The following is a 26,748-nucleotide window of genomic DNA, read 5'->3' on the forward strand; positions in this document are numbered from 1 at the left end:
GACATTCATGTAAGTCGCGATTGACCACCGAAGCGGTGGCGAGGGGAGCGGCGGATATGGATCAGTTTGACATCATCGTCATCGGCGGCGGCAGCGCGGGGAGCGCGGCGGCGGGGCGGCTCGCCGCGGACGAGACGCGCAGCGTGTGCCTGATCGAGGCGGGCGGGACCAATGACGATGTTCGGGTCAAGACCCCGGGGTTCATGCCCTTCATCCCCGAAAAGTCGAACTATCGCTATGACACGCTGCCGCAAAAGGGGCTGAACGGGCGGATCGGATACCAGCCACGCGGGCGCGGGCTGGGCGGGTCGAGCGCGATCAACGCGATGGTCTATATCCGCGGCCACGCCTTCGATTATGACCAATGGGCGGCGCTCGGCGCGACGGGGTGGACCTATGCCGACGTGCTGCCCTATTTCAAGCGCAGCGAGGGCAATGAGCGCGGCGGCGACGAGCATCATGGCGGCGACGGACCGCTGAATGTGATGGACCAGCGCTGGCCGAATGTGACGAGCCGCCGTTTCATCGAGAGCGCCGCGGCGCTGCAACTGCCCCGCACCGGCGATTTCAATGGGCCGAACAATGAAGGCTTCGGCCTGTATCAGGTGACGCAGAAAGCGGGCGAACGCTGGTCAGCAGCACGCGCCTATGTCGAGCCGCTGCGCGGGCGTGCCAATTTCGACATCCGCACCGGCGCGCTGGTCGAAAAAATTGTCGTCGAGAATGGGCGCGCAACGGGCGTCGCGATCCGGCGTGGATCGCAGCGCGAAACGCTGCGCGCGCGCGGCGGGGTGATCCTGTCGGCGGGGGCGTTCGGCAGCCCGCAGATCTTGATGCTGTCGGGGATCGGCCCCGCTGCGCATCTTGCGGAGCAGGGAATCGCGGTGACGCTCGATCGCGCCGCGGTGGGCGACAATCTGCAGGATCATATCGACTATGTGTCGAGCTGGGAAACCCGCTCGACCGACCCGCTCGGCAACAGTCTGGGCGGCACCTGGCGGATGGTGAAGGCGATTTTCGAACATCGCACCAAACGCACCGGCATCATGACGACCTGTTTTGCGGAGGCGGGGGGCTTCTGGAAATCGCACCCCGACCTGCCCGCGCCCGACATCCAATATCATTTCGTCCCGGCGATGCTCGAGGATCATGGGCGGACCAAGGTCAAGGGGCATGGCTTTTCGTGCCACGCCTGTGTGCTGCGCCCCGAAAGCCGCGGCACGGTGCGGCTGGCGTCGGGTGACGCCGCGGCGGCTCCCGCGATCGACCCCGGCTTCCTGACCGACGAGCGCGACATGGCGACTTTAAGGGCCGGGGTGCGGATGATGCACCGCATCGTCGCGGCGCCGCCGCTCGGCGACTATGCGGGGACCGACCGGCACCCGGTGAACCTCGACGACGATGCCGCGCTCGATGCGCTGATCCGCAGCCGCGCCGACACCGTCTATCATCCGGTGGGGACGTGCCGGATGGGCAGCGATGGCGACGCGGTGGTTGACCCGACGCTGAAGGTGAACGGCATCGACGGGCTGTGGGTTGCCGATGCGAGCGTCATGCCGCGCTTGGTCAGCGGGAACACCAATGCGCCGAGCATGATGATCGGTGAGCGTGCGGCGGATTTTGTGAAGGCGGCTTTGCGCTAAGCGACCCTATTACCCTCACCCTTCCGGCGCTTCGCGCCTCCCTCCCTCTCCCGACGGGAGAGGGAAGGGGCCCGCCGGCGAAGCCGGTGGGAAGGGTGAGGGAGAAATCTAGATTGTACACGCCTCTGCCAGCACCCGTCCCTTCCCCGTCAGCCCGTAAAGGCTCGTCGGGGGCCGCATATCGATCACCTCGCGCCGCACGAGCCCCTGCTCACCGAGCGTCGCCAGCCCCTGCGACAGCGCGCGCGGGGTCGCGGGGGCGAGCAGCCGCGACAGCGCGTTGAAGCGGTCGTGACCCGCGCCGATCCCGGCGACCAGCGGCAGGCTCCACCGCGTCGTGCCGCCGGGCGGTAGGCCGATCGCGCCTTGCGCTTCGGCGATCGTCGCGGCGCGCGCGGCGGCGGCTTTGCCTGCTTCGGTCAGGATATATTCGGGTCGCAGCGGGTGGCCGTGGCCGGGGTTGCGCTGGACCCAGCCCTGCGCGGCGGCGGCATTCAAGGTACGCGTCAGGCTGTCGCGCGACAGTGTCAACCGGTGCAGCAGTTCGACAAAGCGCGCGCCGCGATGCGCCGCCAGATCGGCGAGCAGTGGCACCAGCCAGCGGTGGCTGCCGAGCTGGAGCAGGAGCGGATCGGGCGCGCTTGACGGCATTTGCCAGTAACTATACAAACCAGACTATAGGTGCAAGCGCCTTGGCTGTGGGAGGAAAGACATGACACTCGAAATCGGATCCGAACTCACCTGTTCGATGGGGGTGACCGACATGACCGCGGCGATCGCCTGGTACGAGCGCGTGATGCACTGCAAATTGCTCTACCGCGCAGACGAGATCGGCTGGTGCGAGCTGGCGACCCCGATGGCGGGGGTCAATATCGGCCTCAGCCAGGTCGAGAGCGTGGTGCAGGGCGGCGGCGCGACGAATGTGTTCGAGGTCGCCGACATCGATGCGGCCAAGGCGCATCTCGATGCCGAAGGGGTGCGCCAGGACGGCGATATCCAGCATATCCCGGGGCTGGTGAAGCTCATCACCTTCTATGATCCCGACGGCAATGCCTTCATGTTCTCGCGGTCGGAAGCGGCGGCATGACGGCGCGTTGGGGGATGGCGGCGCTGCTGGCGATCGCGGCCCCGGCAGCGGCGCAGGCGCCCGCCCCGTCGCTCGCGGCATGGCATGGCAGCTGGTCCGGTGAAGGGACCGCATTCGGAAAAGCAGCGACCGCGACGCTGGTGATCAAGGGAGCGCCCGACGGCGACGCGACGGCGCTCGCCTATCGACTGGCGGTACCCGGAACGCCGCCGATCGACTATGCGGCCGAAGCGATTTACCGCGTCGATGCCAAGGGCCGGGTGCGCGGCGACTGGACCGACAACATGGGTCGGACGCGTCCGATCGGAGGACGGGTTGCCGGGTCCGAGTGGCACAATCATTGGGGCAGCGCCGACGTCGAGATTGGCCGCTCGACCTATGTGCTGGAAGCGCCCGATCGGATGATTGTCACCGATTCGGTTCTAAAAGATGACGGTAGCTGGCGCGTGTTCGCGACGCTTCGCTTTCAGCGAACCCGTTGAAAAACAGCCACGTTCTGACGCATTCCATGCTGTGGGCAAAAAAAGAGGGCCGGGACTTGCGTCCCGGCCCAGCCTTTCAGGCTCTCCCCTCCTGAAACTGTTGACGCAATGAATGCCACATTAATGTCATGTTGGGAAGGCCTAAATTTGCGGCAGGCCTGCCCAATTATTGTGCAGTGCAGCGTGCAGCAAAAAGGGGCCGGTTCGTTGCCGAACCGAACCCATTTTTGCGTCCGATGGAGCTCAGAACGTCTTGCGCGCGGTGATGCCAAAGGTGCGCGGCTGACCGACCGTATAGCCGAGCCGTGCCCGTCCGCCACGCTCGCGATCGAACGACAGCAGCGCGTTTTCGTCGAACAGATTGTTGACGTACGCGATCAGCGACAGGCCGCCTTCGAAGTCGACCCCGGCACTCAGATTGACCAACTGATAATCGGGCAATTGCAGGTCGACCGTCGTCGACGACCCCGCCGGTGCACCCCCGAACGGCAAGCCGTGGACGAAGGTCCGCGGGTTGTTTTCCTGATCGGCGGGCTGGGTGTAGCGGGTGCCGACATGTTGGAAGGATGCCGCAACATACATGTTCGCGGCATCGCCAATCGGCCATTCATAGCTGCCCGACGCCGATAGCTGGAATTTCGGCACCGACGGCAGGCGATTGCCTTCGCGAATCCCCGTCGCGGTCGCGAGCACGCCGGGCAGGGTGGTGTCGAATTCGGCCTCGATCAGGCTGCCCGACAGGTTGAAATCGAGCCCGTCGGCCGGCGACAGCCCGAGTTCGAATTCGACCCCCATCGAATGCGCCTTGTCGACGTTGAACACGATCCGCGACGAACAGCTGCCGGCATCGAGCGTGACCTGCAGATTCTTGATGTCGTTGTAGAAGCCCGCGGCGTTGAAGGTGAAGCCGCGACCCTGCGACTTGATCCCCAGCTCGTAGTTCCACAGCGTTTCGTCGTCATAGTCCTGGAACCCGCCGAACAATGCCGCGTCGGCTGGGGTGCAGAGCGGCAGGTTGAGCGGATCATTGACCCCGCCAAGGCGGAAGCCCTTCGACGCCTGCGCGTTGACCGTCACGCTGTCGCTGAGGTCGTAGGACAACAGGAAGCGCGGGGTGAAACCGCTCGACTTGGTGCTGTCGGTGCGGTTGTCGCCATTGGCGAACAGCCCGCCCGATTTGAAGCTGCGCGTTTCCTTGAAGTCGTAATAGCGCCCGCCCGCGGTCGCCGTGAACGCATCGCTGAGGTCAAAGCTGACCTCGCCGAACAGCGCGAACTGCTTGATGTCATAGGGCAGCAAGGCGTTGTACGGCGAGTTTGCGGCAAAGCCATTGGCGACCGCCGCCGACGTTCCAGCACCGAGCACCGCGTCGGTCACCGCGTCATAACCGGGGGTGGGTAGCGTCTGGCTATAGACGCGGTCGACCTTTGAATAGAAAGCGCCGAGCACCCACTGGAACGGGCTGTCATTGTCCGACGCGATGCGCACTTCCTGCGACCAGGTTTCAAGGTCGGTGGTGTCGACCAGGTTCGACGGCAGCAGAACACCGGCGGCCGGGAAGCCGAGATCGACCGACACCGATCCGGTGAGCGCGCTTGCGTCGCGGCTGACCAATATGTCGCGGTTGATGTAACTGGTCACCGAGGTGAGCTTGGCGCCGCCGAGCCCGACATTGAGGTTGAGGTCCGCGATCAGCGTCTCGTCCTCGAACCCTTCGCGCAGCAACAGATATTGCTCGCGCTCGTCGAAGGTCACCTGCGGCCGCGTCGTCGTGAAGCGATTGCCGTACAGATTATAGATGTCCTGGCGATTGAAGCCGTCGGCGGTGACCTTTTGATACACCACGCGCGGGGTGATCGAAAAATTGTCGCTGGGCTCGAACGTCAGCGCGAGCCGACCGCCATAGCGTTCGCCGCTGTTGACGTCATCGCCGCCCGCCGGGCCGATCGCGTTGATGAAGCCGCCGTAGCGCGTGTAATAGCCGACCGCGCGCAGCGCCGCGGTGTCGCCCATCGGCACATTGACCGCGCCCTTCAAATGGCCGCCGAAGTCGTCGCCGTCGACAAGGTTGAGGTTCGCCTCGACGCTGCCCTCCATCACCCCGATCTTGGGTTGATTGGTGATGTAGCGGATGGTGCCGCCGACCGAACCCGATCCGAACAGGGTGCCCTGCGGCCCGCGGAGCGTCTCGACGCGGTTCAGATCGTACAGATCGATGTCGGGGGTGAACAGCGACAGCGAGATCACGCTTTCGTCGAGATAGACGCCGACCTGTTCCTTGACCCCCGGCTGGTCGCGGACGACCTGCCCCGCCGACACGCCGCGCACCGACACCTGGCTCTGGCCGGGGCCGAGGTTCTGCACCGACAGGCCGGCGACGTTGCGCGACAGGTCTTCCAGCGTCACCGCACCCGATTTCTGGATGTCTTCGGCGGTCTGGGCGTTGATCGAAAAGGGAATGTCCTGAAGATTGGCGTCGCGCTTGGTCGCGGTGACGATGATGATGTTGCTGTCGTCTTCGGCAGCGCCGGCCTCCTGCGCGAGGGCGGGCGTGGCAATGGGCACCAGCGCGAGCGTCGAAAGCCCGGCCAGCAGCATAGTGCGAGCATGCATGGTGATATCCTTTCTGTACTGCGCGCGGCTATGTTGCCGCGTCGCGGGGCAAGAGGTGCGCCTCTTGCCGCAAATTCGCAATGGCCCGCGAATCCCGCGGAACAAAATTACCGAGGGCTGTTGCGCGGCGGCCACAGTAGCAGAATGCAAGCTTGGGGCGTCCACGCCCAAAAAAATGGCCGGGGATAAACCCCGGCCAGTGGTTCGCAGGAGGAACCTGGTGAGGATCCCGCCGCCGCCGTTTGAAAGGAGAGAGAGACGTGCGGCGACGGGTATCCTGTCTCGTCAATAATTATAGGCGCGCTCGCCATGCTCGCCGAGGTCGAGGCCTTCGCGTTCGACCTCTGCCGCGACGCGTCCGCCGGTGACGGCCTTGGCGATATAGAAGGCGATGGCCGAGCCGACGGCGGACCAGAGGACGGCGACGCCGACCGATTTGATCTGGATCCACAGCTGGCTGCCAAGGACATAATCGTCGCCTGCCGGACCGCCGAGCGCGGGCAGCATCGTGACCGCGGTCAGCACCGACCCGATCAGGCCGCCGACGCCATGGATGCCGAACACGTCGAGCGAGTCGTCAAAGCCGAGCTTGGCCTTCAGTTTCATCACGACGATGCAGCAGACGACACCCGCGACGGCGCCGAGCAGGATCGCGCCGAACGGGCCCGAATTGCCCGCTGCCGGGGTGACCGCGACCAGACCGGCAATCGCCCCCGAACAGGCGCCGAGCAGCGAACCCTTGTGGCCGAGGGCGCGTTCGGTGAGCATCCAGAACAGCACGCCGGCAGCGGTGGCGGTAAAGGTGTTGATCAGCGCCAGACCCGCCGAACCATTGGCTTCGAGCGCCGAGCCGGCGTTGAAACCGAACCAGCCCACCCACAGCAGGCCGGTACCAATCAACGTCATGGTCAGCGAGTGCGGCGCCATGATGTCTTTCTGATAGCCATTGCGCTTGCCGATGATCAGGCAGCCGACCAGCGCCGCGACGCCCGCGTTGATGTGGACGACGGTGCCGCCGGCAAAATCGAGCGCGCCCCAGCCAAAGATCAGCCCGGTGGCTTCGTCGGTGCCGCCGAGATACCAGACCATGTGCGCGATCGGATAATAGACGATGGTCAACCAGACGATCGCAAAGACCATCACCGCCGAAAATTTCATGCGTTCGACGAGTCCGCCGAGCACCAGCGCGACGGTGATCGCCGAGAAGGTCATCTGGAACGCGATGAAGACGAATTCGGGGATGACGACGCCGTCGGTAAAGGTCGCGACGGTCGAATCGGCGGTCACCCCGGCGAGGAACAGCTTGCCCGACGAGATGAACTGGTTGGCGTCGCCGCCAAAGGCCAGGCTGTAGCCGAACATCACCCACATGATCATCGCCAGGCTGGCGACCGCGATGATCTGGGTCAGCACCGACAGCATGTTCTTGGTACGGACGAGGCCGCCATAGAACAGCGCGAGGCCGGGAACGATCATCGCCATGACCAGCACGGTCGCGGTGATCATCCACGCGGTGTCGCCCTTGTCGGGCGTCGGCGCGGCGGCTTCGGCGACCGCAGGCGCGGCTTCCTGCGCCCAGGCGGGCAGCGCGGCAAACAGCGACAGGCCGACGGCCCCGGCGCCCGCCGCAATTTTATTTGCGAACGTCATATTTTCCCCCTTTGTCATCACAGTGCCGCCTCGCCGGTTTCGCCGGTGCGGATGCGCACCGCCTGACCCACGTCGAGAACGAAAATCTTGCCGTCGCCGATCGACCCGGTGCCGGCGCTTTGCTGGAGCGTTTCGACCACCCGCGGCGCGAGCGCGTCGTCGCAGACGAGCTCGATCTTCACCTTCGGCACCATGTTGGTGGCGTATTCGGCGCCGCGATAGATTTCGGTCTGCCCCTTTTGCCGACCAAACCCCTTGACCTCGGTCACGGTCATGCCGGCGATACCCAAGCCGGTGAGCGCTTCGCGCACCTCGTCGAGCTTGAACGGTTTAATGATTGCCAGGATCAGCTTCATGATGCCCCCTTTTGCCCAATAGCATCATGTTGCAGTGCAACAGCCGTGCCAGATTACGCGCGGCGCGGAAAAGTTAACATTTTGTGACGGGGTTCCTGCGATCAGGCGAATAATCGGTCGTTTACTGGGCAGGTGAGGCAGGGGTTTGCCTAAAATTTAGGCATTGTGCGACGATCGTTCGCGTCTTGGAGATGACAGCCCCAGACCGAAGATAGCCCCTCAATCATCGTCATCCCGGACCCTTCGACAAGCTCAGGACAGGCTTGATCTGGGATCCATGACTTTGGCGCTGCGATGGATCCCGGATCAAGTCCGGGATGACGAGGGTATGGGAACCACCGGTTGCGGACATAGCCGATCCTCCCCCACCGGGGGAGGGGGCCACCCGAAGGGTGGTGGAGGGGCACAGGCGGTTTGCGCTGCGCTGGGCCGAAAGAACCAAGCTTTCCGGGAACGTAGCAGGGGCGCACGACTTCGGCGGCAAGGCAAACCGACGGTGCCCCTCCACCAGCTTCGCTGGTCCCCCTCCCCGTTCCGGGGAGGATCGGCTATGTCCGCTTCCCACCCCAAAGCAGCCGTTCAAAGCCGTCGGCTTTACCCCGCCGCCCGGAACTGCGCCCAGATCGGCAGATGGTCCGATGCGCGCGCGGCGAGCGCGCTGCGATGCACCCCCGCGTCCACCGCCTCCAGGTCGGGCGAGGCGAAAATGCGGTCGAGCCGCGCCACCGGGCGCCGGCTGTGGAAACTATGGCCGGTGTCGATCAGCCGGTGGCGCTCGCCGAAATCATGCAGGCAGCCGCCAGTTGCGCGCCATTCGTTGCAGTCACCCATCAATATGGTGGGCAGCACTTCGCCTTCCGCAACGTGATTCAGGATCGCACGCGCCTGATGGCGGCGGCGCAGCCCCGAAATGTCGAGGTGCATGCCGACCACCCGCAATCTTGTGCCGCCGATACGGATCGTCGCCGCGACCGCGCCGCGCGGCTCGAGCGTCGGCAGGTGCAGCGCATGGCTTTCCTCGACCTCCGCGCCCTTGCGGACGAGCAGCGCATTGCCGTGCCAGCCGATGCTGTGCGGACGGGCCGTCAGCGCGACCGGCACATAGTCGCTATGATCTTCGAACATGTGCGGCGGGATCGCGCTGGCGCGCGTGCCGAAGCGGCGATCCGCCTCCTGCAGCGCGACGATGTCGGCGTCGAGCTCGCCGAGCACCGCCAGCACCCGCCCGGGATCGCGGCGCCGGTCGAGCCCGATGCCCTTGCGCATATTGTAGCTGGCAACTTTGATCATGGGAGGGTTTGGAACTGACCTTGAATCCGTTTGTGCTGAGCTTGTCGAAGCACGGTCCTGCTTTCTTTCAAATGGAAAAACGGTCCTTCGACAAGCTCAGGACGAACGGACGTGGGGTTAGGTTGCAGCTAGCCCGCCTCAAATTCCGCCAGCAACGCCCGCGCTTCGTCGAGATCCTCGTCGAGCACCATGATCCGCACCGGGATCATCAACCCGACGCTTTCGGCGATATTCATCCCGGCGTCGAAACAGACGGCATGCACCCCGGCGCTTTCGATCCGCCCGCGCAGCAGTTCGGCTTCGGCGCCGTTCGGGATGCGGACGAGTTCGACGAGTGGCATCAGGCAGGCTCGCCCTCGATGAAACGGTCAGTGGGACGCGTCGGCAAGCCATCGATGCTTTGGGTCCGGCCCAGTGTCTTTTCGACCCACAGCGTCCGGTCGGCCTGCCGATGATATTTTTGCAGCGTGTCGCGCTCGTGCTGGAGTTCCATCATCGGCACCCCCCAGCCGCAGCTGGTCTGGACGCTCTCCACATCGATGACGAAAATCTGGCGCGTGCCGGGCAGCAGGGTGAAATGCGCCGCAAGCGCGGCCCAATCATCGTCCTGCGGCAGCACCGGGCGGCCGCGGCCATAGATGCGCAGGATCAGCGCGCTGCGGTCGAAAGCGCAGAACATGATCGTGATGCGGCCGTCGGCGGCAAGATGCGCGTGGGTCTCGTTGCCCGACCCGGCGAGGTCGAGATAGGCGACCTGGCTTTCGGACAGGACGCGGAAACTGTCGGTATAGCCCTTGGGCGACAGGTTGATCCGCGCGTCGGCAGCGGCGGTCGCGGTGAAAAAGACCGGCTGTTTTTCGATGAAAGCGATATGTTTGTCGGTCAGCGTGTCGGTGAATTCGGCCATCGTGCGTCTCCGTATCGGCGCCGTCCTATCACCAATTCTTGCCCTCTTCTATCGCCTCAACCTCCTCGGGCCGCGTCGCACGGCCGAGCGCTTCGTTGCGGTGCGGAAAGCGGCCGAAGCGGTCGATGATATCGAAATGTTGCTGCGCATAGTCGTGAAACATCGGATCGGCGAGCTGGTTCATCAGCCGCAGCGATTCGTGCTGGTCGGCAATGTCCTCGCTATGTTCAAAGGGCAGATAGGCGAATTGGCGCCGTTCGTCGGGCCATGCCTGGTCCCACCCCTTGGCTACGATGCCGCGCGCGATCGCGCGGGCCAGGCTGTCGGTGGTAAAGGCGTCGGCATGGCCGCGATAGATGTTGCGCGGCACCTGATCGAACAGGATCGCAGCGGCGAGCGCGGTGTCGGGATCGGCAAGAAAGGCTTCGGCGGGCTGCGAACGGAGCGCTGTGTGCCAATCTTCGGCGAGGTTGCGCACTTCGGCGTCAAAATCGGGGCCGCCGCCGTGCCAGTCGTCCATCCCATGCACGTCGAACCAGAAGGCGAGGAGTTGTTGCGGCCAGTCGGCGGGCGGGGCCAGTGGTGGATTTTCGGTTTCGAGTACCAACGTCATTCTTCCCATCAATCGTCATCCCGGCGAAGGCCGGGATCTCACCATAACGAACGGCCGCAACGGAGAGATCGTGTTGGGAGTCACGTGCCTCCCAACACCCTGCGCCGGGATGACGATGACCGGTGGAGCGGCTACTCGCCCTTGACGCGCCGGTACGGCACGAATTTGCCGAGCGAGACGAAGCCGCTGTACATATGGCTGCTGCGGTCATGCAGCTGGACCGCGTCGATGCTGCACAGCTGGCTCCCCGACAATTTGGTGACCAGGATGTCGTCGTCGTCGAGCGATGACGCCCCGCCTTCGGGCCGGTTGACCCACAGTGTGCTGCCGACGCGGTAGACGATTGCGGTCTTGTCGATCACCTGGCTGCTGTGCGCCATCGACAGCGGGATGCAATTTTGCGGTTCGCCCGCGACGCGGCCTTCGAGCAGCTTGGCCAGCTGATCTTCGGGCGCGAGCCGTTCGCGCGCGCTGGCGGTCGCGGGGATTGCGGCGAGCGCGGCAGCGGCCAAAATCATCGGAATGTGCAGACGCATGGTTCGACTCCTGTCTTCAACATATCCTACCCGCCGCCGCCCTACGCCAACGCGCGTGAACAGAGCCTGACCGGCGCGGATCAGCACGCCCCGTCGGGCAGCGGGATGCCGAGTGGGCCTTTGCATTTCTTTTTCTTCGCGGGCTCCGCAGGGGTGCTGCTGCTGCCCGATCCGCCCATGCCGCCGAAATCGGCGCCGATCATCAACATGGTATGCGACCGAAAGCGCACTTTTGCGGTCCAGTCGATGTTCCACACCGCATTGCCCGCGGGCTTCGGTGGATAGGAAAAATTGGCCTCGGGGCCAAAGGCATTAAGGTTGCCGATCATCATCTCCCCCGAAGCCTTCTTGACCTCGGCGGGGATCGCGCAGCTTGTCTGCGACGGTGGCATCACGACCTTCTTCGCCACCAGCCCCGCGACCGTCGAGGGCGGCAGCCAATCCCACAGCCCACCGCCGAACTCGCGTGCGTTGCTGCTCGTCCACCACACCATGTCGCCCCCCGCGCTGCCGCGGTCCATGCCGCCGAAAGCCCAGGCGACATAGCCGGTGGCGGGAACCAGCTGGTTCCAACGGATCATCACCGATCCGTCGCCCTGCATCGTCGTCGAAGCATTCAGCCCGGGCATATAGTCCTGCGCGAGGGTGAAGTTGATCTCGGGCCCGACGTTGCCCGCGATCCGGTGCGCGCCGAGCAGTGAGGATCCCGACGATGGTTGTTTCGACGATTTGCTGTTCGGCCAGCTGGCGTAGGATTTGCTGTTCGACGCCATCACCTCGCGGATGCGCGGCACGGTGGTGGTGAACAGATTGGGCGGCATCTGCCCCGCGGCGACCTTGGCGAAATCGATGATCACCGGCTGCCCTGGCCCGGCCTTGGCACCGCAGCCCCAGAACAGCAGCAGGCGGCCCTTGGGACGCTCGAAATCCCTCGGCATTTCATTGCCGTCCTCGCGCTCGCGCGGCTTGCCGGGTTCGGGGCCGAGCAGCGGCACCGACTTGCCGAGCTTGGCTTGCGGCAGGAAGAAATGATCGGCCTTGACCGGCGGCGCGGTCGGCGTCTGGTTCGACCCCAGCCGCAGCTCCAGCGTGCGCGCGACCTTGCCGTCGGGCCCGCCGCCGAACATCATCCCCATCATGCTGCCAACCCCGCGCCCGCCCGCCGCCATCGCGGCAAAGCCCGACGCGGTCGCGACGTCCATTTCATAGCGTTCGACAGGGCCGGTGGTCTTTTGGGCCGAACCCGGCACGGCGGCGAGCATCGAGGCAATGGCGGCGACGGAAACGAAACGCAGACTCGAACGCATGAATATCCTCCCTGTTGCCGGGGGAGACCCGGCGGATAATGCGGCCCGATTTCTTTTCTGTTTGAAGAGACTATAGGCGCGCAAAAGCGGCCCGCCAAGTGAGGTGCGTCACACCTGACAAATCCTCCCCCGTGATGGGGGAGGCAGCGAGACTTGCCAGCTTGCTGGCTAGTCGCGGCGGTGGGGGTGCTCTCGCGTCCTGAAACAGGGGGCGAATGGACGCGCCTTCACCCTCATCCAACTCCGCCTAATCGCTTCGCGATAAGGCTCCGTATCCTTCTCCCATCAAGGGAGAAGGAATTTACGCCGTCCCGCCCACTGTCAGCCCGTTCACGAGCAAGGTCGGCTGGCCGACGCCCGCGGGGACGCTCTGGCCGCCCTTGCCGCAGATGCCGATGCCTTCGTCGATCGCCATGTCGTTGCCGATGCCCATCACCTTGGTCAGCACGCTCGGCCCGTCGCCGATCAGCGTCGCGCCCTTGATCGGTGTGCCGAGCTTGCCATTCTCGACCTTATACGCCTCGGTGCAGCTGAACACGAATTTGCCCGACACGATGTCGACCTGGCCGCCGCCGAAGCTTTTGGCGAAGATGCCGTTCTTCACGCGGCTGAGCAGCTCGGCGGGATCGTCGTTGCCGCCCTTCATGAAGGTGTTGGTCATCCGCGGCATCGGCGCGTGGGCAAAGCTTTCGCGCCGCCCGTTGCCGGTCGGTTCGACCCCCATAAGGCGGGCGTTGAGGCGGTCCTGCATATAGCCTTTCAAGATGCCGTCCTCGATCAGCACCGTCTCCCCGGTCGGGGTGCCTTCGTCGTCGATGCTGAGCGAACCGCGGCGACCGCCGCCGACGGGGCTCTCCATCGCGCCGTCGTCGACCACCGTCACCCCCGGCGCGGCGACGCGCTCGCCGATGCGGCCCGAAAAGGCGCTGGTTCCCTTGCGGTTGAAATCGCCCTCGAGCCCGTGGCCGACCGCCTCGTGGAGCAGCACACCGGGCCAGCCGGGGCCGAGCAATACGGTAAACTCGCCCGCGGGGGCGTCGACGGCGCGCAGATTGACCAGCGCCTGTGCCAGCGCTTCGTCGATCGCGCGGTTCCACTGCGCGGGTTCGAACAGATGGTCGTACATGTAACGCCCACCGAGCCCGAAAACCCCGCTCTCGCGGCGGCCGTTCTCCTCGACCACGATCGAGACGTTGAGGCGGACGAGCGGGCGGATGTCGGTCGCGAGGAACCCGTCGGCGCGGACGATCTCGACCACCGACCAGCTGCCGGCAAGGCTGACCGACACCTGCGCGACGCGCGGGTCACGCGCACGCGCGGCGGCGTCGATTTCCTGGCACAGCGCGACCTTCTTCGCGAAGGGGATGAGGTCGAGCGGGTTTGCTTCGTCATACAAATGGCGGTTGGTGCGCGGCGGCGGCGCGGCGTGCGGCTGGCTGGCGGGGTCGAGCAGCGCCAGCGTCTCGGCGGCGCGGCGGATCGCCCCGGCGCTGATGTCGCTGGCATGGGCAAAGCCCGTCATCTCGCCCGACACCGCGCGCAGGCCAAACCCGGCATCGGTCGAATAATCGGCGGTCTTCAGGCGCCCGTCATCGAACCCGAAGCTCTCGGTCGCGCGATATTGCAGATAGAGCTCGCCGTCATCGGCCTTGGCAAGCGCTTCGCGCGCGAGCGCCTGCGCCAGATCGGGGTCGAGCGCGTCGGCACGGTAGAGGAAACGGCGGGGGTCGGTGGGACTGGTCATGCGGCCGATATAGGCATGGCGCGTCGCGCGCGCAAACCGCCGTCAGAGATAATTGACCGTCAGCGTGAAGGTGCCGCTGTAATCGCCCGCGGGCTGGTTCGCCGGGACCGTGAGGGTGCCGCCGATATAATAGGTCTGCACCCCGCTGGGCAGCAGCGTTGCGCCCAGCAGCGCGATGCCGCCGCCGCTGGTACTGGCGGCGCGCACTAGGCTGGCGGTCATGTTGGGCGCGCCGCCGCCGATCCGCGCCAGCGTCACCGACGTGCTGCCCGATACGGTGATCAGGAAAATCCCCCCGGTTCCCTGAAATGTGGCGCGCTGCGCAGTGGTGCCGACGAGCGTCACGCCGCCGCCCGAGGTTCGCGCATTGGTGACCGGGTTGACGGTGACGGTACCGCCGGTTGGGCCGCTGACCAGCGTCCCGAAGTTCAGATCGTCGGTCTTGATCAGCGTGTTGGGGCGCACGATCGCCGCATTGGCGGTCACGTTGGTGTCGGCCGCCTGTGCCGATGCGCACGACATGGCTGCCGCCATGGCGGCGGCAATGGTCAGGGCGCGCGCGGCATCCCGACAGCTTCTGGTCCCTCGAATCCCCACAGATTCTGCTCCTGTCTGGCACATTTATGCCAACGGGATGTGAGTGGTTGATGCACGGGCGTGGTAAAGCGGCTGTTTACTCCTGCGCGCGCCGGTCGCGCGCCGCGCCGGTTGAGCCCCGTCGGCGATCCCGCCGACGCCTAAGCTTTATCGGCGACCCCGCCGATCAGGATGAAGCGCCGGTCGCAATAGCCGCAGTCGGCGAACCCCGCGTCGGGGTCGATTTCCAGCCACACGCGCGGGTGGCCGAGCGCGGCGTTGGCAAGGCCGTCGCCGGTGCCGTCGCAGGCGATGCGGGTTTTCGGGGTGCGGATGGTTTCGGGCGCGGGCTGGGTCATCGATCGCGCCCATAGCAAGCGCGCGGGGCGGGAGCAATCGGGGTCTGCGCCGTCGAACGACCGGCAGGGGACATGCGGCACCGGCCAATATTCTTGCGAATATAGGTGGTCATCCGGTGCCGCTTCTTCCCCCACAGAAGCTCTAGAGATAGTTGAGTGTGACCGTGAACGTCCCGCTGTAGTCGCCGGGCGCCTGGTTGGCGCCGACTTCCAGCGTCGCGCCGATTGGAAAGTTGTAGTTGCCGAGCGCCGACGTGATCCGGAACCGCGTCGGCGATGTCGACAGGATCGCGGTCGGGGTGCTGCCGATTTCGAACGTGCGGGCGCGCATGCGCACCCCCGGTCCGGTCAGCCAGATCGTGTTCGACCCCAGCGAAATATTGACCTGGCGGTTGACCGTGCCGAGCCCGGCAAAACGCGCCGGTTCGCCGCCATTGCCGGCCAGCGTGACGCCGCCGGTACGGCTGCGCGATCCGTCGGGCGCCAGCGTCACCGTTCCCGCGACGTTCGACGGAATGATGTCGCCAAAGCTGAGGTCGTTGACCTTGAAGAAGGATAGGGGGCGCAGCACGATGGCTTCGCTTTGCGCCTGCGCCGTTTGCTGGGCCTGGGCCGGCGCCGCAATGGCCGGGGCCATCAGCAGCGCGCAAGCGGCGATGCCGCGCAGCATGAACTGCGGGTTTTGGGTGTGTCTGGTCCTCACATCATTGGTCCTAGCGGCGATTATCCAACATAGCGTTAACGCCGCGCCCACGAAAAGCGGCGGCAGCGATGAAGGCTTTTACAGGCCGGGGTGCGCGGCTATGGCAGCCACCATGACCGAAGCCGCCATCCGCATCGACGCCGTGTCCAAACTCTATGCCGGCGGCAAGCAGGCGCTCGACAATGTCAGCTTCGATGTGCCGCGCGGCCAGATCTTCGGGCTTTTGGGGCCGAACGGGGCGGGCAAGTCGACCTTGATCAATATCCTGGCGGGGCTGGTCAACAAGACGAGTGGCAGCGCGAGCATTTGGGGCTTCGACATCGACGCCGATCCCAGAAACGCCAAATATTCGATCGGCATCGTGCCGCAGGAAATCGTCTTCGATCCGTTTTTTACGCCGTTCGAGACGCTCGAGAATCAGGCGGGGCTCTATGGCGTGCCCAAGGCGAAGCGCATTTCGGACGAGCTGCTCGCCGCGGTGCATCTGTCGGACAAGCGCGACGCCTATGCGCGCACCCTGTCGGGGGGGATGAAGCGCCGCCTGCTCGTCGCCAAGGCGATGGTGCATTCGCCGCCGATCATCGTGCTCGACGAACCGACCGCCGGGGTCGATATCGAACTTCGCCAGCAGCTTTGGTCCTATGTCCAGTCGCTCAACGATCGCGGCGTCACCGTGGTGCTGACGACGCACTATCTGGAGGAGGCCGAGGAGCTGTGCGACCGCATCGCGATCATCAACCATGGCAAGCTGATCGCGAACAAGCCGACGCGCGAGCTGGTCGACATGGCGCGCGAGAAGATCGTCGTGGTCACCTTGGATGCCGACGTCACCGACCTGCCGTCGCACGCGGCCTTCGACAAGGTCGAGCGCGAGGGCGAGCGGGGTCTCGCGATCCACTACAACAAGGATCGCGTCAACGCGGGCGAGGTGCTCGCCGCGGTGGGTGCGATGGGCCATGGCATCGTCGACGTCTCGACCCGCGAGGCCGATCTCGAGGATGTTTTCCTGAACCTGACGCGCGCGGCGAATGGTTGAGGCGCCCGAACCGCTGGCGGGCATGACGCTCAACGAGCGGCTTTATGCCCGCGGCCTTTTCGACCAATTCGATACGGCTTTGGCGGATCGAAACCGCCCCGCGCTACGCAAGGTCTTGATCGAGGTTGAAGTGTCGGACGTCAATGGCACGTTGGATCAACTGCTCGACGCCTCGCCGGAGATAGGCTCTTGACCGACATCACCCCTCACGACGTCATTATCGTCGGCTCGGGCGCGGCGGGGCTCACCGCCGCGATCGCGCTCGCCGATCATTGCCGCGTGCTCGTGCTCGCGAAGGGTGAGCTTACCGGCGGGTCGACCGCCTGGGCGCAGGGCGGGATCGCCGCGGTGCTCGATGCGGGCGACACCTTCGAAAATCATATCGAGGATACGATGGTCGCGGGCGGCGGATTGAACCGGCGCGAGACGGTCGAATTCGTCGTCGAGAATGCGCCCGCCTCGATCGAACGGCTGGTCGAGATGGGCGTGCCCTTCAACAAGGACAGCGACGCGCTGCACCTGACGCGCGAGGGCGGCCATTCGCATCGCCGCATCGTCCATGTCGACGACGCGACCGGCTGGGCGGTGCAGGCGGCACTGCTCAAGACCGCCGCGGCGCATCCGAACATCACCCTGCTCCCCGGACAGGCGTGCATCGACCTGATTACCGGCCGACACGAGGAACGCTATTCGGGTTCGGGCCGCGTCTGGGGCGTCTATGCGCTCGATGAAAAGAGCGGCAAGGTGCGCGCGCATGTCGGACGCGCGACGATCCTCGCGAGCGGCGGCGCGGGGCGCGTCTATCAATTCTCTACGGCTCCCAGAGGCGCGACCGGCGACGGCATCGCGATGGCGTGGCGCGCGGGATGCCGCGTGTCGAACATGGAGATGATGCAGTTCCACCCGACCTGCCTCTACAATCTCGACGTCAAGAATTTCCTGATCACGGAGGCGGTGCGCGGCGAGGGCGGCATCTTGAAGCACCCCGTCACCGGCCACCGCTACATGCCCGATTATGACGCGCGCGCCGAACTCGCGCCGCGCGATGTCGTGGCGCGCGCCAACGACGACCAGATCAAGCGCTTCGGACTCGATTATGTCCATCTGGACATCAGCCATCTCGACCGCGATTTCGTCGCCGGGCATTTCCCGAACATCTACGACAAGCTGCTGACGCTCGGCATCGACATGACGAAGCAGCCGATCCCCGTCGTCCCCGCGCAACATTATACCTGCGGCGGCATCCTGATCGACCTCGACGGGCGTACCGACCTGCCCGGGCTTTACGCCGCGGGCGAATGCACCGAAAGCGGCCTCCACGGCGCCAACCGTCTTGCCTCGAACAGCCTGCTCGAATGTTTCGTGTTCGGCGAGGCGGCGGCCAAGGACATCATCGCACGCTGGGGCCAGCTCGAACCGCCCCCCTCGATCCGCCCATGGGACGAAAGCCGCGTCACCGATTCGGACGAAGAGGTGATCATCAAGCAGAACTGGACCGAAATCCGCCGCTTCATGTGGAATTACGTCGGCATCGTGCGCACGACGAAGAGGTTAGAACGCGCGCAGCACCGCATCCGCCTGCTGACCGGCGAGGTCGAGGATTATTACGGCCATTTCCGCGTCACGACCGACCTGATCGAGCTTAGAAACCTGCTGCAATGCGCCGAACTGATCGTCAGGAGCGCGCTCCACCGCAAGGAGAGCCGCGGGCTGCATTATACACTCGATTATCCGGCGATGCTGCCGCACGCGGTCGATACGGTGCTGGTGCCCTGATGGTGCGGCGGTCGCGCGACACCCGCCTGCCGCCCCCGTTTCTGAAGCGTGTGTGGCTGCCAGAGGACGAAGCGGGGACCGTGGCGTGGCCCGACTGGGCTGACGCCGATCATTATCCCTTCAATATGCCGCTCCTTCGCAGCGGCTTGGACATTCGTTTTGAGCGTCCGGTGACGATCATCGTTGGCGAGAATGGCTCGGGCAAATCGACCTTGCTCGAGGCGATTGCGACGATGGCGGGCTTCAATGAGGGCGGCGGCGCCCAAGGTATGGCAGCGGTCGGTCAGGGCCATGCGTCGGGCGCCGACGGCGGCGCGCTCGGACGGGTTTTCCGAAGTGCTTGGTTGCCGCAAGTTAAGCGCGGGTGGTTCTTTCGCGCCGAGACATTCTTCTCGGTGGCGCGTTATCTGGATGAAGCGGGGTCAAGGCACGCCGATTTTCTTTCTGCCTCGCATGGCGAAGGGTTTATCGATTTCTTCGAGGAACGGCTCAGCCAGCAGGGTTTGTTCATTCTCGATGAACCGGAGGCCGCACTATCGCCCCAACGCCAATTCGATTTCCTGAAAATCCTGCGGCGGATGCAGCGTGCTGCAAATTGTCAGGTGATCATGGCGACGCACTCGCCAATCCTGATGGCGTTGCCTGACGCCGATCTTTGGCAGATCGAGCCCTTCGTGATCCAACCGACCACCGTCGAGCAGACGGCGCATTTCAAGCTTTATCGGGAATTTATGCTCTATCCCCACGAAACCGTGGAAGCGATGATCGAATAGGCGTCACCCACCTATCCCCAACAACCGCCCGACCAGAATCAACACAATCGCCCCGATCACCGACGCGAAGCATCCCGCGCGGTGGAATTCGCCGCGCACGCCGCGCGTCGTCACCAGCCCAGCGAGCAGCGAGCCGCCGATGCCGAGCAGGATCGTCGCGATCCATCCCATCTCGACCGCGCCCGGATAAAAGAAGCGCGCCAGCGCGCCGATGATCAGGCCCGAGATGATCGCGCCGATGATGTTGATCATGTGCCAAATCCTTCATGCAAAAACCGCTCGGCCAGCGCCGCGTGCAGCGCCGCGCCGCGCGCCATCACTTTTTCGTCGAGCACCATATGGTTGCTGTGCAGCCCGCAGCATTGCCGCCAGTCGCTGCCCGCTTCGCTCGCGCCGAGCCAGAACATCGCGCCGGGGACTTTTTCGAGGACGTAGGAGAAATCCTCGGCGCCCATCACCGGATTGTCCATCGTCAGCCAGGCCGCTTCGCCAAACGTCTTTTCAACGACCGACTGGCCGAAACTCACCGCGCGCGCGTCGCAGACGGTGACGGGGAAGCCCTCGACGATTTCGACCTCGGCGGTGCAGCCGTGCGCTTCGGCGATCGCCGGGGCGAGGCGCTTCAGCTCGCGCGCGACCATGGCGCGGCGCTCGGGCGACAGGGTGCGGATCGTGCCCTGCATCTCGGCGGTCTCGGGGATGATATTGTTCGTCGTCCCCGCCGAGATTTTCGCGATCGTCACGACGGCGGGGTCAAAGACCGAGATGCGGCGCGTCACCATCGTCTGGATCGCGGTGACAATCGCGCAGGCGACGGGGATCGGGTCGACCGCATCGTGCGGCATCGACGCGTGGCCCCCCGCGCCCTTGACCGTGATCGACAGCACGTCGGACGAGGCGAGCAGCGGCCCCGCGCGTCCGGCGAAAATCCCGTGCGGCGCGTTGGGCATGATGTGGAGCGCGAAGGCCGCGTCGGGCAGCGGGTCGATGATCCCGTCATCGAGCATGAAGCGCGCCCCATGATGGCCCTCTTCACCCGGCTGGAACATGAACATCACCGTCCCCGGCAGCCGGTCGCGCGCGGCGCAGAGCAGCTTCGCCGCGCCGACGAGCATCGCGACATGCGTGTCATGCCCGCACGCATGCATCGCGCCGCTGATCTCCGACGCGAAATCGAGCCCGGTTTCCTCAAGCAGCGGCAACGCATCCATGTCGCCGCGCAGCAACACGGTGCGCCCGTTGGCCGGCCCGCGCAGGATCGCGACCAGCCCGGTCGTCGACGGCCCCTCGCGAAATTCGAGCGGCAACCCGGCGAGCGCGTCCTTGATCTTGGCCAGCGTCTTGGGGTTCTGCAGGCCAAGTTCAGGCTCGCGGTGGATGGCGCGGCGCAGGTCGACAAGATCGTCGAGCAGCGTTTCGGCCTCGGCGGGCCAGCTATGTGATGGCGTGTCCATGCGGCGACTGTGCCGCGAAGCCGCCTCCGTGTCGAGGCACCTCAGAAAGCCCGGGGCGTTCACCCATCGTGTCGGGCGTGCGAACGTCCCATACCAGTCCTAACCGCTCGCACAGGCGGACGAAGGCATAGCCCCAGTCGCTTTGCCCGGGGAGGAGGCCGATGCGCGCGGAGCCGGGATAGGCATGGTGATTATTGTGCCATGCCTCGCCCATCGTCGGGATTGCGGCCCATGGGACGTCGAACGCCTGTACACCGTGCGCGTCGACCGTCCAGTGCTGCGGCCCGCGATTGTGTGCGAGATGGCCGACGAGCCAGTGACCATGATTGGCGACCGCGACGCGGGCGGCGACGCCCCAGACAACCCAGCCCCAGCCGCCGATGACGAAGAAGAGGAGCGCAACGGGCAATTGCTGCCACCGCCAGGTCGCCTCGAGCCAGCGATAGAAGGGGTCCCGGTCGAGTTCGGCGAAGTCGAAGCGCGGCGGCTGGTCGAGATCGAGGCGGCAATAGATTTGCCACCAGGCATCGCGCAGGATGTGCGTCTTGTGCGCGAGGAACGGATGACAACCGGCCTGCCGCTGCGCCCAGTCGCGCGTGTCGTGCGCGCGGATGATGCCATGGGGACCCGCCATGCCGACCACGGCGCCGAACCAGGCGAGCGTGCGGGTCAGCCAGCGCGGCGCCTTGAAACTGCCGTGGATCATCATGCGATGATAGCCGACGCTGTGGCCAAGCAGCAGCGCTGCGCCCGTGGTGACGAAGAAGAGCGCGATCGCTGAGGGTGTCGCGAAGGTAGAGCCTGCAAGGAGCGCGGTCGCCGCCATGCCGCCGTTCCAGAGGATACTCGGCATGTCGGCGCGCACGCGGCCCCTGCACGGATCGGGTCCATCCTCGTCGATCAGGAAATTGACCGCATGGGGGTCCAACTCGCTGCGCATGCCCGACTCCACGTTGGAAAGAATATAAGTAATTACTTAAATAAATTATCTCTTGTCAAGCGGCGCTTCGATGCCCATTTCGGAACCCATGGAACGGGTTTTTCAGGCGTTGGCATCGACGCCGCGCCGCAAGATTCTTGCCTATCTGGCGCATGCCGAGCTCAGCGCGGGCGACATCGCTGCCCGCTTTGACATGAGCAAACCGGCGGTATCGCAACATCTGTCGGTGCTGGAAAATGCCGGGCTGATTACCAGCGAAAAGCGGGGGCAGTTCGTCTTTTATCGGCTGCTGCCCGATGCGCTCGCCAATGTGCTCAACGGTTATGTGCAGGAAGTCTGCCCGGTGTCGCGGCCGCTGAAGGCCGAATCGCGCGCGCTCGCGGACAAGCGCGAGGATCAATAGTCGCGACGAGGCGTCAGGCCAGCGCCGCCCGCCGCTGTTTCTGCCCCGCGACCACGCGCAGCACGATCACCATGACGACCAGCACCACCGGCAGCGCGTACCATAGGCTCACCGGGATGCGCTTGCCGTTGGTGAAAATGAAGCTGACCGCGACCACCCAGACGCCCCACCAGTGCAGGCGGCCCCAGAGCTTGGGGCCGAGCGCCTTGACCATGCGATCGAACGAGGTCGTGGCGAGCAGCGCGATGAACAGATATGCGGTGCCGCCCGTGGCAATCGATTTGGGGTTGGTCAGCATCCAGAAGGTGCCGGGGTCGGTTTTCCACAGCGCGATGATCGCGAGCGCGTGGATGAAGTGTGACATGGCGAAGCCCAGCCCGAGCTGGCGCCGGTTGCGGCGCAGCCAGCGCGTGAAGGGGCCGGGCCACAGCTTCACCACCGCCGACGCGGCAAAGGCGGCGAGGAACAGGACGAGCGACGTGCGCGCGGTGGCGCGGATCACCATGCGATAGCCTTCGGTATCCCAGCCAATGGCGAAGAGAAAGCCCAGCGCCATCGCCGCGAGCGCGCAGGTCAGCGTCCAGAACAACCCCCAGCCTTCGGCCCAGCCCTTGGTCGGCGCTGCCGCCCCCGTCGTTGTCGCCGTCATAACATCCTCCCGTTAAAGCCTAGTGTTGCTAGGTATAACTTGCATACCTAGCGTTGCAAAGCTAAATCGGCAGGCATGTCTGCTGAAATGCTCAAGGGCCATCTCGATGCCGTGCTGCTCGCCACGATCGGCGACGAAGCGCTGCACGGCTATGCGATCATCGAGGCGATCCGCGCGCGCAGCGGTGGCCATTTCGACCTGCCCGAAGGGACAATCTATCCGGCGCTGCACCGGCTCGAACTTGCGGGGCTGCTCGCCAGCCGCTGGGTTCAGCCCGACGGCGGGCGCAAACGGCGCGTCTATGCGCTGACCGACAGCGGCCGTCAGTCGCTGATCGAGCGGCGCGCGGGCTGGCAGAGTTTTGCCAGCGGCATCGACCGCGTGCTGGGTGCCCGCGCATGAGCGGCCCGATCGCCACCTATCTCGACGAGCTCGATGATGTGCTGGCGTTCGACCCCGGCCTGTCGCGGCGCGTACGCGACGAGATCGAATCGCATCTGTGTGACACCGCCGAACAGGTGGGCGAGGCCGATGCGGTGCGGCGCTTTGGCCGCGCGAGCGACATCGCGCGCGCCTATGCCGAGGCGGCGCTGCCCGACCGGTTGCGGCGCTCGTGCGTCGTGGCGGGGCTGCTCGGTGTCGCTACGCTGCTGTTGATGCGGCTGCGCACGGTCGTCCTCGACATCCCGGGCGGCGCCGACCCGCTGACCTGGTTCGATCGCGGCGGGCTCGTCGCGGCGCTGCTTTGCATCGGCGCGGCGTGGTGGATGGCGTCGCGGCGCCGGATCGCGCTCGTGCGCCGCTGGCTGCACTTCGCTGCGGGCAGTCTGGCGTTGTCGGTCGGCGCCAGTCTGGTGCGCGCGTTTCAGGGCGCGTCGAGCGATTCGGCGCATGCGCTGATCGTCGGGACCGCGCTCATCGAACTGCTGTTGCTCGGCGGGCTGATGGCGCAGCTGGCGAGGCTCGACCGCTATGCGCGGCGGCTGGCGCTATAGAGCTGCACGGCTTCCCAAGAACCGTTCGCCCTGAGCTTGTCGAAAGGCTGTTCTTTCGCAATGTCGAAAGGAAGAACGGTGCTTCGACCAGCTCAGCACAAACGGATTTGGGCGTAGCAGGGCTGCGTCCTAACGCTTGCCGCTGAACAACTGCCGACCCGCGAGGTCGAGCATGATTTCCTCGCTGCCGCCGCCGATCGCGTTGACGCGCACCTCGCGGTAGATGCGCTCGACCTTGCTGCCGGTGATATAGGACGCGCCGCCCAGCACCTGCGCCGCCTCGCGCGCGACCGCCTCCAGCATCCGCGTCGCCTGTACCTTCAGCATCGCAAAGTCGGCGGGGCGGTCCTTGCCATGCTTGACCTGCCAGGCGCAGAGGTCGACCCACGCCTGCGTCGCTTCGATCTGGCGTTCCATGTCGGCGAGCTTGATGCGGATCGACTGGTGGCCGACGAGCGGACGCCCAAAGGTCTCACGGCTCTGCGCCCATTTGGCGGCTTCGGCCATCGCGACGCGGGCATAGGCGCAGCAGCCCATCGCCATCCCCAGCCGCTCGCTGTTGAAATTGCGCATGATGCCGATGAAGCCGCCATTCTCGGGGCCGATCAGGTTGCTCGCGGGTACGCGGACATCGCTGAAATGGATCGCCGCGGTATCGCTGCACCGCCAGCCCATCTTGTCGAGCCGGGTGCGCTCGACCCCGGGGCTGGACATATCGATCAGCAGCAGCGAAATGCCCGCCGCGCCCGGCTCGCCGGTGCGCACCGCGCAGGTCAGCCAGTCGGCGCGCATACCGCTGGTGATGAACATCTTGCCGCCGTTGACGATATAATCGTCGCCGTCCTTCACCGCGGTCGTCTTGAGGTTCGCGACATCGCTGCCGCCTCCCGCCTCGGTGATGCCGAGCGCGATGATCTTGTCGCCCGCCAGCACTGGCGGTGCGACGCGCTCCTTCAATTCCTCGGACCCCAGGGCGAGGATCGGCGGCAGTCCGATGCCATGCGTCATCAGCGACGCGCCGAGCCCGCCCGCGCCGACCGCGGCCAGCTCCTCGGTCAGCACGAGGCCGTGGAAATTGTCGAAGCCTTCGCTGTGTCCGCCATATTGTTCGGGATAGCGCAGACCCAATATGCCCGCCTCCGCGGCCTTTTTGTGCAATTCGAGCGGCAGCTCGCCCTCGGCCTCCCAGCGGTCGATGTGCGGCGCGATCTCGCGGCTGACAAAGCGGCGGACGCTTTGCGCCAGCGCCTCGTGGGTTTCGTCATAATAGGGCGAACGCGCGCGCCAGTCGTCGAATGCTGTCATGGGGATGATGCTGCGCGTGGTTGACGTAAACGTCAAGTTCGGACGCGCCGAAGGCGCCTTGGAATATCTCGCACAAAGACACCAAGGCACAAAGAAGGAGGAAAATGCGGCGATCTTTGTGTCTTCGTGTCTTTGTGTGAGATGATATGGCGCGACCTATCGGACGCATGGGTGGTCACGGGGTTGCGCCTTCCGCTCAAGCACTTAAGGTCGCGCCCTATGAACAAACCCTCCCTGCTAGCCGGCCTTGCCGCTCTCGCCCTCATCACCACCCCTGCCACGGCGCAGAAATCGCCCGAGGCGGTTACCGAAGCCGCGCTCCAGCGCGCGCCGGTGTTCGACGGGCATAATGACGTGCCGTGGGAATTGCGCGGGCAGGTCGGGAACGTCATCAACAATTTCGATTTTCGCGACACCACCAAGCCCAAGCCCGACGGAACGGTGATGCACACCGACATCCAGCGGCTGCGCAAGGGCCGCGTCGGGGCGCAATTCTGGTCGGTTTATGTGCCGTCGAACACCAACGAGCAGCTCGCGGTACAGCAGACGATCGAACAGATCGACGTCGCGAAGCGGCTGATCGCGCGCTATCCCGCCGACCTGTCGCTCGCCTATAATTCGGCCGAACTCGAACGGCAGATGAAGGCGGGCAAGGTCGCCGGGATGCTGGGGATCGAGGGCGGCCAGTCGATCGGCTCGTCGCTCGCCGTGCTGCGCGAAATGTTCGGCATGGGGGTGCGCTATATGACCCTGACCCACGGCAAGAATGTGCCGTGGGCCGACAGTGCGACCGATGCGCCGAAGCATGGCGGGCTCACCGATTTCGGGCGCCAGGTCGTGCGCGAAATGAACCGCCTCGGCATGATCGTCGATTTAAGCCACGTCAGCGAAGCGACGATGAAGGACGCGCTGGAAGCAACCAAGGCGCCGGTGATGTTCAGTCATTCGGGGGTGCGCGCGGTCAACGACCATCCGCGCAACGTCCCCGACAGCGTGCTGCCCGCCGTGAAGGCGAGTGGCGGGGTGATCATGGTGGTGTTCTATGCCGCCTTCGTCGACCCCAATTTGCGCGAACATGGCCTGAAGCGGACCGCCGAGCGGGCGCGGCTCGATGCGCTCTATCTCGGCAACCCCGACGGCGCCGCCGCGGCGCTCAAGGCTTGGGACGCGGCCAATCCGCCGCCGTCGACCCCGCTCGGGCTCGCCGCCGACCATATCGACCATATCAAGAAGACGATCGGCGTCGACCATATCGGGATCGGCGGCGACTATGACGGCATGGACGCGACCCCGGTCGGGCTGGAGGATGTCACCGGCTATCCGGCGCTGTTCGCCGAACTGGCGCGGCGCGGTTATACGCAGGCGGAGCTCGAGAAGATATCGAGCGGCAACATGCTGCGCGTGCTGAAGGCGAACGAAGCCTATGCCGCCAGCCAGAAGGGGCGGCCGCCCGTAGAGACGCCGGTCGCAAAGTAGGGAACCTCGTCATTGCGAGGAGCCGCAGGCGACGCGGCAATCCAGAGCGCGCGTAAACCCGCTCTGGATTGCTTC

At 65.3% G+C, this 26,748-nt stretch carries 30 protein-coding genes; 11 read left to right on the forward strand and 19 right to left on the reverse strand.

The genetic code is table 11. From position 1 onward, the window contains the following. Positions 1 to 56 precede the first annotated feature (56 nt). Positions 57 to 1,643 carry a GMC family oxidoreductase gene (locus tag G9408_RS11740; RefSeq protein ID WP_168454203.1) on the forward strand — a complete coding sequence of 529 codons (1,587 nt, stop codon included), beginning with the start codon at positions 57 to 59 and terminating at the stop codon, positions 1,641 to 1,643. A gap of 108 nt (positions 1,644 to 1,751) precedes the next feature. Here G9408_RS11740 and G9408_RS11745 read toward each other — a convergent pair whose 3' ends face one another. Next, positions 1,752 to 2,294, reverse strand: coding sequence for a winged helix-turn-helix transcriptional regulator (locus G9408_RS11745; protein ID WP_168454204.1), 543 nt, complete (start codon positions 2,292 to 2,294; stop codon positions 1,752 to 1,754). A 61-nt stretch (positions 2,295 to 2,355) separates the two neighbouring features. Between G9408_RS11745 and G9408_RS11750 the strand changes: the two genes are divergently transcribed. Then, positions 2,356 to 2,730: a VOC family protein gene (locus G9408_RS11750; RefSeq protein WP_168454205.1), complete on the forward strand. Its 375-nt coding sequence runs from the start codon at positions 2,356 to 2,358 to the stop codon at positions 2,728 to 2,730. After that, the gene (locus tag G9408_RS11755; RefSeq protein WP_168454206.1) at positions 2,727 to 3,212 is read left to right on the forward strand and encodes a hypothetical protein; all 486 of its coding nucleotides are present in this window, start codon (positions 2,727 to 2,729) and stop codon (positions 3,210 to 3,212) included. The genes G9408_RS11750 and G9408_RS11755 overlap by 4 nt, the downstream gene beginning before the upstream one ends. A 243-nt stretch (positions 3,213 to 3,455) precedes the next feature. On the opposite strand, the gene G9408_RS11760 is transcribed toward G9408_RS11755, so the two are convergent. The 13 genes from G9408_RS11760 to G9408_RS11820 form a co-directional block, all read right to left on the reverse strand. Then, entirely contained in the window at positions 3,456 to 5,825 is a 2,370-nt protein-coding gene (locus G9408_RS11760; RefSeq protein ID WP_120217412.1) for a TonB-dependent receptor, read from the reverse strand. A gap of 285 nt (positions 5,826 to 6,110) precedes the next feature. Continuing rightward, the gene (locus G9408_RS11765) at positions 6,111 to 7,475 is read right to left on the reverse strand and encodes an ammonium transporter (protein WP_168454207.1); all 1,365 of its coding nucleotides are present in this window, start codon (positions 7,473 to 7,475) and stop codon (positions 6,111 to 6,113) included. 17 nt (positions 7,476 to 7,492) lie between these two features. Continuing rightward, positions 7,493 to 7,831, reverse strand: coding sequence for a P-II family nitrogen regulator (locus G9408_RS11770; RefSeq protein WP_003043080.1), 339 nt, complete (start codon positions 7,829 to 7,831; stop codon positions 7,493 to 7,495). Positions 7,832 to 8,425: 594 nt separating this feature from the next. Next, on the reverse strand, positions 8,426 to 9,121 hold the full coding sequence (locus G9408_RS11775; RefSeq protein WP_168454208.1) for an endonuclease/exonuclease/phosphatase family protein: 696 nt from the start codon (positions 9,119 to 9,121) through the stop codon (positions 8,426 to 8,428). Between the two features lie 128 nt (positions 9,122 to 9,249). Further along, entirely contained in the window at positions 9,250 to 9,462 is a 213-nt protein-coding gene (locus tag G9408_RS11780; RefSeq protein ID WP_168454209.1) for a putative signal transducing protein, read from the reverse strand. After that, complete coding sequence (locus G9408_RS11785) at positions 9,462 to 10,028, reverse strand: pyridoxamine 5'-phosphate oxidase family protein (protein WP_168454210.1); 567 nt, start codon at positions 10,026 to 10,028, stop codon at positions 9,462 to 9,464. Before G9408_RS11785 ends, G9408_RS11780 begins: the two co-directional genes overlap by 1 nt. Before the next feature lie 28 nt (positions 10,029 to 10,056). Further along, complete coding sequence (locus tag G9408_RS11790) at positions 10,057 to 10,641, reverse strand: DUF924 family protein (protein ID WP_235957766.1); 585 nt, start codon at positions 10,639 to 10,641, stop codon at positions 10,057 to 10,059. Positions 10,642 to 10,772: 131 nt separating this feature from the next. Beyond that, positions 10,773 to 11,177 (reverse strand): hypothetical protein, encoded by a 405-nt coding sequence (locus tag G9408_RS11795; RefSeq protein WP_168454212.1) that lies wholly within the window; start codon positions 11,175 to 11,177, stop codon positions 10,773 to 10,775. A gap of 80 nt (positions 11,178 to 11,257) precedes the next feature. Beyond that, the gene (locus G9408_RS11800; protein WP_168454213.1) at positions 11,258 to 12,484 is read right to left on the reverse strand and encodes a hypothetical protein; all 1,227 of its coding nucleotides are present in this window, start codon (positions 12,482 to 12,484) and stop codon (positions 11,258 to 11,260) included. Between the two features lie 301 nt (positions 12,485 to 12,785). Next, a complete protein-coding gene (gene tldD / locus G9408_RS11805) occupies positions 12,786 to 14,228 on the reverse strand; it encodes a metalloprotease TldD (RefSeq protein WP_168454214.1) in 1,443 nt (480 codons plus the stop codon). Between the two features lie 42 nt (positions 14,229 to 14,270). Then, positions 14,271 to 14,762, reverse strand: a complete 492-nt coding sequence (locus G9408_RS11810; RefSeq protein ID WP_168454215.1) for a DUF4402 domain-containing protein — start codon at positions 14,760 to 14,762, stop codon at positions 14,271 to 14,273. 203 nt (positions 14,763 to 14,965) lie between these two features. Then, entirely contained in the window at positions 14,966 to 15,163 is a 198-nt protein-coding gene (locus G9408_RS11815; protein ID WP_120217403.1) for a zinc-finger domain-containing protein, read from the reverse strand. 142 nt (positions 15,164 to 15,305) lie between these two features. Continuing rightward, positions 15,306 to 15,866: a DUF4402 domain-containing protein gene (locus G9408_RS11820; protein ID WP_328804452.1), complete on the reverse strand. Its 561-nt coding sequence runs from the start codon at positions 15,864 to 15,866 to the stop codon at positions 15,306 to 15,308. Positions 15,867 to 15,978: 112 nt separating this feature from the next. Here G9408_RS11820 and G9408_RS11825 point away from each other — a divergent pair, with 112 nt between their 5' ends. The 4 genes from G9408_RS11825 to G9408_RS11840 are packed head-to-tail and all read left to right on the forward strand — an operon-like array spanning position 15,979 to position 19,451. Continuing rightward, complete coding sequence (locus G9408_RS11825) at positions 15,979 to 16,902, forward strand: ABC transporter ATP-binding protein (RefSeq protein WP_168454216.1); 924 nt, start codon at positions 15,979 to 15,981, stop codon at positions 16,900 to 16,902. Continuing rightward, positions 16,895 to 17,095 (forward strand): hypothetical protein, encoded by a 201-nt coding sequence (locus G9408_RS11830; RefSeq protein WP_168454217.1) that lies wholly within the window; start codon positions 16,895 to 16,897, stop codon positions 17,093 to 17,095. The genes G9408_RS11825 and G9408_RS11830 overlap by 8 nt, the downstream gene beginning before the upstream one ends. Beyond that, positions 17,092 to 18,678, forward strand: coding sequence for an L-aspartate oxidase (nadB, locus tag G9408_RS11835; RefSeq protein WP_168454218.1), 1,587 nt, complete (start codon positions 17,092 to 17,094; stop codon positions 18,676 to 18,678). The genes G9408_RS11830 and nadB overlap by 4 nt, the downstream gene beginning before the upstream one ends. Continuing rightward, a complete protein-coding gene (locus G9408_RS11840; RefSeq protein WP_168454219.1) occupies positions 18,678 to 19,451 on the forward strand; it encodes an AAA family ATPase in 774 nt (257 codons plus the stop codon). The genes nadB and G9408_RS11840 overlap by 1 nt, the downstream gene beginning before the upstream one ends. Before the next feature lie 3 nt (positions 19,452 to 19,454). Here the strand turns inward: G9408_RS11840 and G9408_RS11845 are convergent, their stop codons facing one another. Genes G9408_RS11845 through G9408_RS11855 form a run of 3 tightly spaced genes read right to left on the reverse strand, consistent with a single transcriptional unit; the run spans position 19,455 to position 21,845 of the window. Beyond that, on the reverse strand, positions 19,455 to 19,703 hold the full coding sequence (locus tag G9408_RS11845; protein ID WP_137870726.1) for a GlsB/YeaQ/YmgE family stress response membrane protein: 249 nt from the start codon (positions 19,701 to 19,703) through the stop codon (positions 19,455 to 19,457). Continuing rightward, a complete protein-coding gene (locus tag G9408_RS11850) occupies positions 19,700 to 20,905 on the reverse strand; it encodes a M20 metallopeptidase family protein (protein WP_168454220.1) in 1,206 nt (401 codons plus the stop codon). Before G9408_RS11850 ends, G9408_RS11845 begins: the two co-directional genes overlap by 4 nt. Next, positions 20,886 to 21,845, reverse strand: a complete 960-nt coding sequence (locus G9408_RS11855; protein ID WP_168454221.1) for an acyl-CoA desaturase — start codon at positions 21,843 to 21,845, stop codon at positions 20,886 to 20,888. Before G9408_RS11855 ends, G9408_RS11850 begins: the two co-directional genes overlap by 20 nt. An 88-nt stretch (positions 21,846 to 21,933) precedes the next feature. Between G9408_RS11855 and G9408_RS11860 the strand changes: the two genes are divergently transcribed. Continuing rightward, the gene (locus G9408_RS11860; RefSeq protein WP_168454222.1) at positions 21,934 to 22,248 is read left to right on the forward strand and encodes a metalloregulator ArsR/SmtB family transcription factor; all 315 of its coding nucleotides are present in this window, start codon (positions 21,934 to 21,936) and stop codon (positions 22,246 to 22,248) included. Between the two features lie 13 nt (positions 22,249 to 22,261). On the opposite strand, the gene G9408_RS11865 is transcribed toward G9408_RS11860, so the two are convergent. Next, positions 22,262 to 22,897, reverse strand: a complete 636-nt coding sequence (locus G9408_RS11865) for a ferric reductase-like transmembrane domain-containing protein (RefSeq protein WP_168454223.1) — start codon at positions 22,895 to 22,897, stop codon at positions 22,262 to 22,264. A gap of 75 nt (positions 22,898 to 22,972) precedes the next feature. On the opposite strand from G9408_RS11865, the gene G9408_RS11870 reads away from it, so the two are divergent. Both G9408_RS11870 and G9408_RS11875 read left to right on the forward strand, forming a co-directional pair. Continuing rightward, on the forward strand, positions 22,973 to 23,299 hold the full coding sequence (locus tag G9408_RS11870) for a PadR family transcriptional regulator (RefSeq protein WP_168454224.1): 327 nt from the start codon (positions 22,973 to 22,975) through the stop codon (positions 23,297 to 23,299). Then, the gene (locus tag G9408_RS11875) at positions 23,296 to 23,892 is read left to right on the forward strand and encodes a hypothetical protein (RefSeq protein ID WP_168454225.1); all 597 of its coding nucleotides are present in this window, start codon (positions 23,296 to 23,298) and stop codon (positions 23,890 to 23,892) included. Before G9408_RS11870 ends, G9408_RS11875 begins: the two co-directional genes overlap by 4 nt. 129 nt (positions 23,893 to 24,021) lie before the next feature. Here G9408_RS11875 and G9408_RS11880 read toward each other — a convergent pair whose 3' ends face one another. Continuing rightward, entirely contained in the window at positions 24,022 to 25,197 is a 1,176-nt protein-coding gene (locus tag G9408_RS11880) for an acyl-CoA dehydrogenase family protein (protein ID WP_168454226.1), read from the reverse strand. A 219-nt stretch (positions 25,198 to 25,416) separates the two neighbouring features. On the opposite strand from G9408_RS11880, the gene G9408_RS11885 reads away from it, so the two are divergent. Continuing rightward, complete coding sequence (locus G9408_RS11885) at positions 25,417 to 26,673, forward strand: dipeptidase (protein WP_168454227.1); 1,257 nt, start codon at positions 25,417 to 25,419, stop codon at positions 26,671 to 26,673. The last annotated feature ends 75 nt before the right edge of the window (positions 26,674 to 26,748 follow it).

Origin of the sequence: Sphingopyxis microcysteis, from assembly GCF_012274265.1 — a bacterium.
GTDB lineage: Bacteria > Pseudomonadota > Alphaproteobacteria > Sphingomonadales > Sphingomonadaceae > Sphingopyxis > Sphingopyxis microcysteis.

Coding starts and splice junctions, on each gene's coding strand:
- G9408_RS11740 (WP_168454203.1), top strand. CDS start 57: ATGGATCAGTTTGACATCATCGTCATCGGCGGCGGCAGCGCGGGGAGC.
- G9408_RS11745 (WP_168454204.1), bottom strand. CDS start 2,294: ATGCCGTCAAGCGCGCCCGATCCGCTCCTGCTCCAGCTCGGCAGCCAC.
- G9408_RS11750 (WP_168454205.1), top strand. CDS start 2,356: ATGACACTCGAAATCGGATCCGAACTCACCTGTTCGATGGGGGTGACC.
- G9408_RS11755 (WP_168454206.1), top strand. CDS start 2,727: ATGACGGCGCGTTGGGGGATGGCGGCGCTGCTGGCGATCGCGGCCCCG.
- G9408_RS11760 (WP_120217412.1), bottom strand. CDS start 5,825: ATGCATGCTCGCACTATGCTGCTGGCCGGGCTTTCGACGCTCGCGCTG.
- G9408_RS11765 (WP_168454207.1), bottom strand. CDS start 7,475: ATGACGTTCGCAAATAAAATTGCGGCGGGCGCCGGGGCCGTCGGCCTG.
- G9408_RS11770 (WP_003043080.1), bottom strand. CDS start 7,831: ATGAAGCTGATCCTGGCAATCATTAAACCGTTCAAGCTCGACGAGGTG.
- G9408_RS11775 (WP_168454208.1), bottom strand. CDS start 9,121: ATGATCAAAGTTGCCAGCTACAATATGCGCAAGGGCATCGGGCTCGAC.
- G9408_RS11780 (WP_168454209.1), bottom strand. CDS start 9,462: ATGCCACTCGTCGAACTCGTCCGCATCCCGAACGGCGCCGAAGCCGAA.
- G9408_RS11785 (WP_168454210.1), bottom strand. CDS start 10,028: ATGGCCGAATTCACCGACACGCTGACCGACAAACATATCGCTTTCATC.
- G9408_RS11790 (WP_235957766.1), bottom strand. CDS start 10,641: ATGACGTTGGTACTCGAAACCGAAAATCCACCACTGGCCCCGCCCGCC.
- G9408_RS11795 (WP_168454212.1), bottom strand. CDS start 11,177: ATGCGTCTGCACATTCCGATGATTTTGGCCGCTGCCGCGCTCGCCGCA.
- G9408_RS11800 (WP_168454213.1), bottom strand. CDS start 12,484: ATGCGTTCGAGTCTGCGTTTCGTTTCCGTCGCCGCCATTGCCTCGATG.
- tldD (WP_168454214.1), bottom strand. CDS start 14,228: ATGACCAGTCCCACCGACCCCCGCCGTTTCCTCTACCGTGCCGACGCG.
- G9408_RS11810 (WP_168454215.1), bottom strand. CDS start 14,762: ATGGCGGCAGCCATGTCGTGCGCATCGGCACAGGCGGCCGACACCAAC.
- G9408_RS11815 (WP_120217403.1), bottom strand. CDS start 15,163: ATGACCCAGCCCGCGCCCGAAACCATCCGCACCCCGAAAACCCGCATC.
- G9408_RS11825 (WP_168454216.1), top strand. CDS start 15,979: ATGACCGAAGCCGCCATCCGCATCGACGCCGTGTCCAAACTCTATGCC.
- G9408_RS11830 (WP_168454217.1), top strand. CDS start 16,895: ATGGTTGAGGCGCCCGAACCGCTGGCGGGCATGACGCTCAACGAGCGG.
- G9408_RS11840 (WP_168454219.1), top strand. CDS start 18,678: ATGGTGCGGCGGTCGCGCGACACCCGCCTGCCGCCCCCGTTTCTGAAG.
- G9408_RS11845 (WP_137870726.1), bottom strand. CDS start 19,703: ATGATCAACATCATCGGCGCGATCATCTCGGGCCTGATCATCGGCGCG.
- G9408_RS11850 (WP_168454220.1), bottom strand. CDS start 20,905: ATGGACACGCCATCACATAGCTGGCCCGCCGAGGCCGAAACGCTGCTC.
- G9408_RS11855 (WP_168454221.1), bottom strand. CDS start 21,845: ATGCGCAGCGAGTTGGACCCCCATGCGGTCAATTTCCTGATCGACGAG.
- G9408_RS11860 (WP_168454222.1), top strand. CDS start 21,934: ATGGAACGGGTTTTTCAGGCGTTGGCATCGACGCCGCGCCGCAAGATT.
- G9408_RS11865 (WP_168454223.1), bottom strand. CDS start 22,897: ATGACGGCGACAACGACGGGGGCGGCAGCGCCGACCAAGGGCTGGGCC.
- G9408_RS11870 (WP_168454224.1), top strand. CDS start 22,973: ATGTCTGCTGAAATGCTCAAGGGCCATCTCGATGCCGTGCTGCTCGCC.
- G9408_RS11875 (WP_168454225.1), top strand. CDS start 23,296: ATGAGCGGCCCGATCGCCACCTATCTCGACGAGCTCGATGATGTGCTG.
- G9408_RS11880 (WP_168454226.1), bottom strand. CDS start 25,197: ATGACAGCATTCGACGACTGGCGCGCGCGTTCGCCCTATTATGACGAA.
- G9408_RS11885 (WP_168454227.1), top strand. CDS start 25,417: ATGAACAAACCCTCCCTGCTAGCCGGCCTTGCCGCTCTCGCCCTCATC.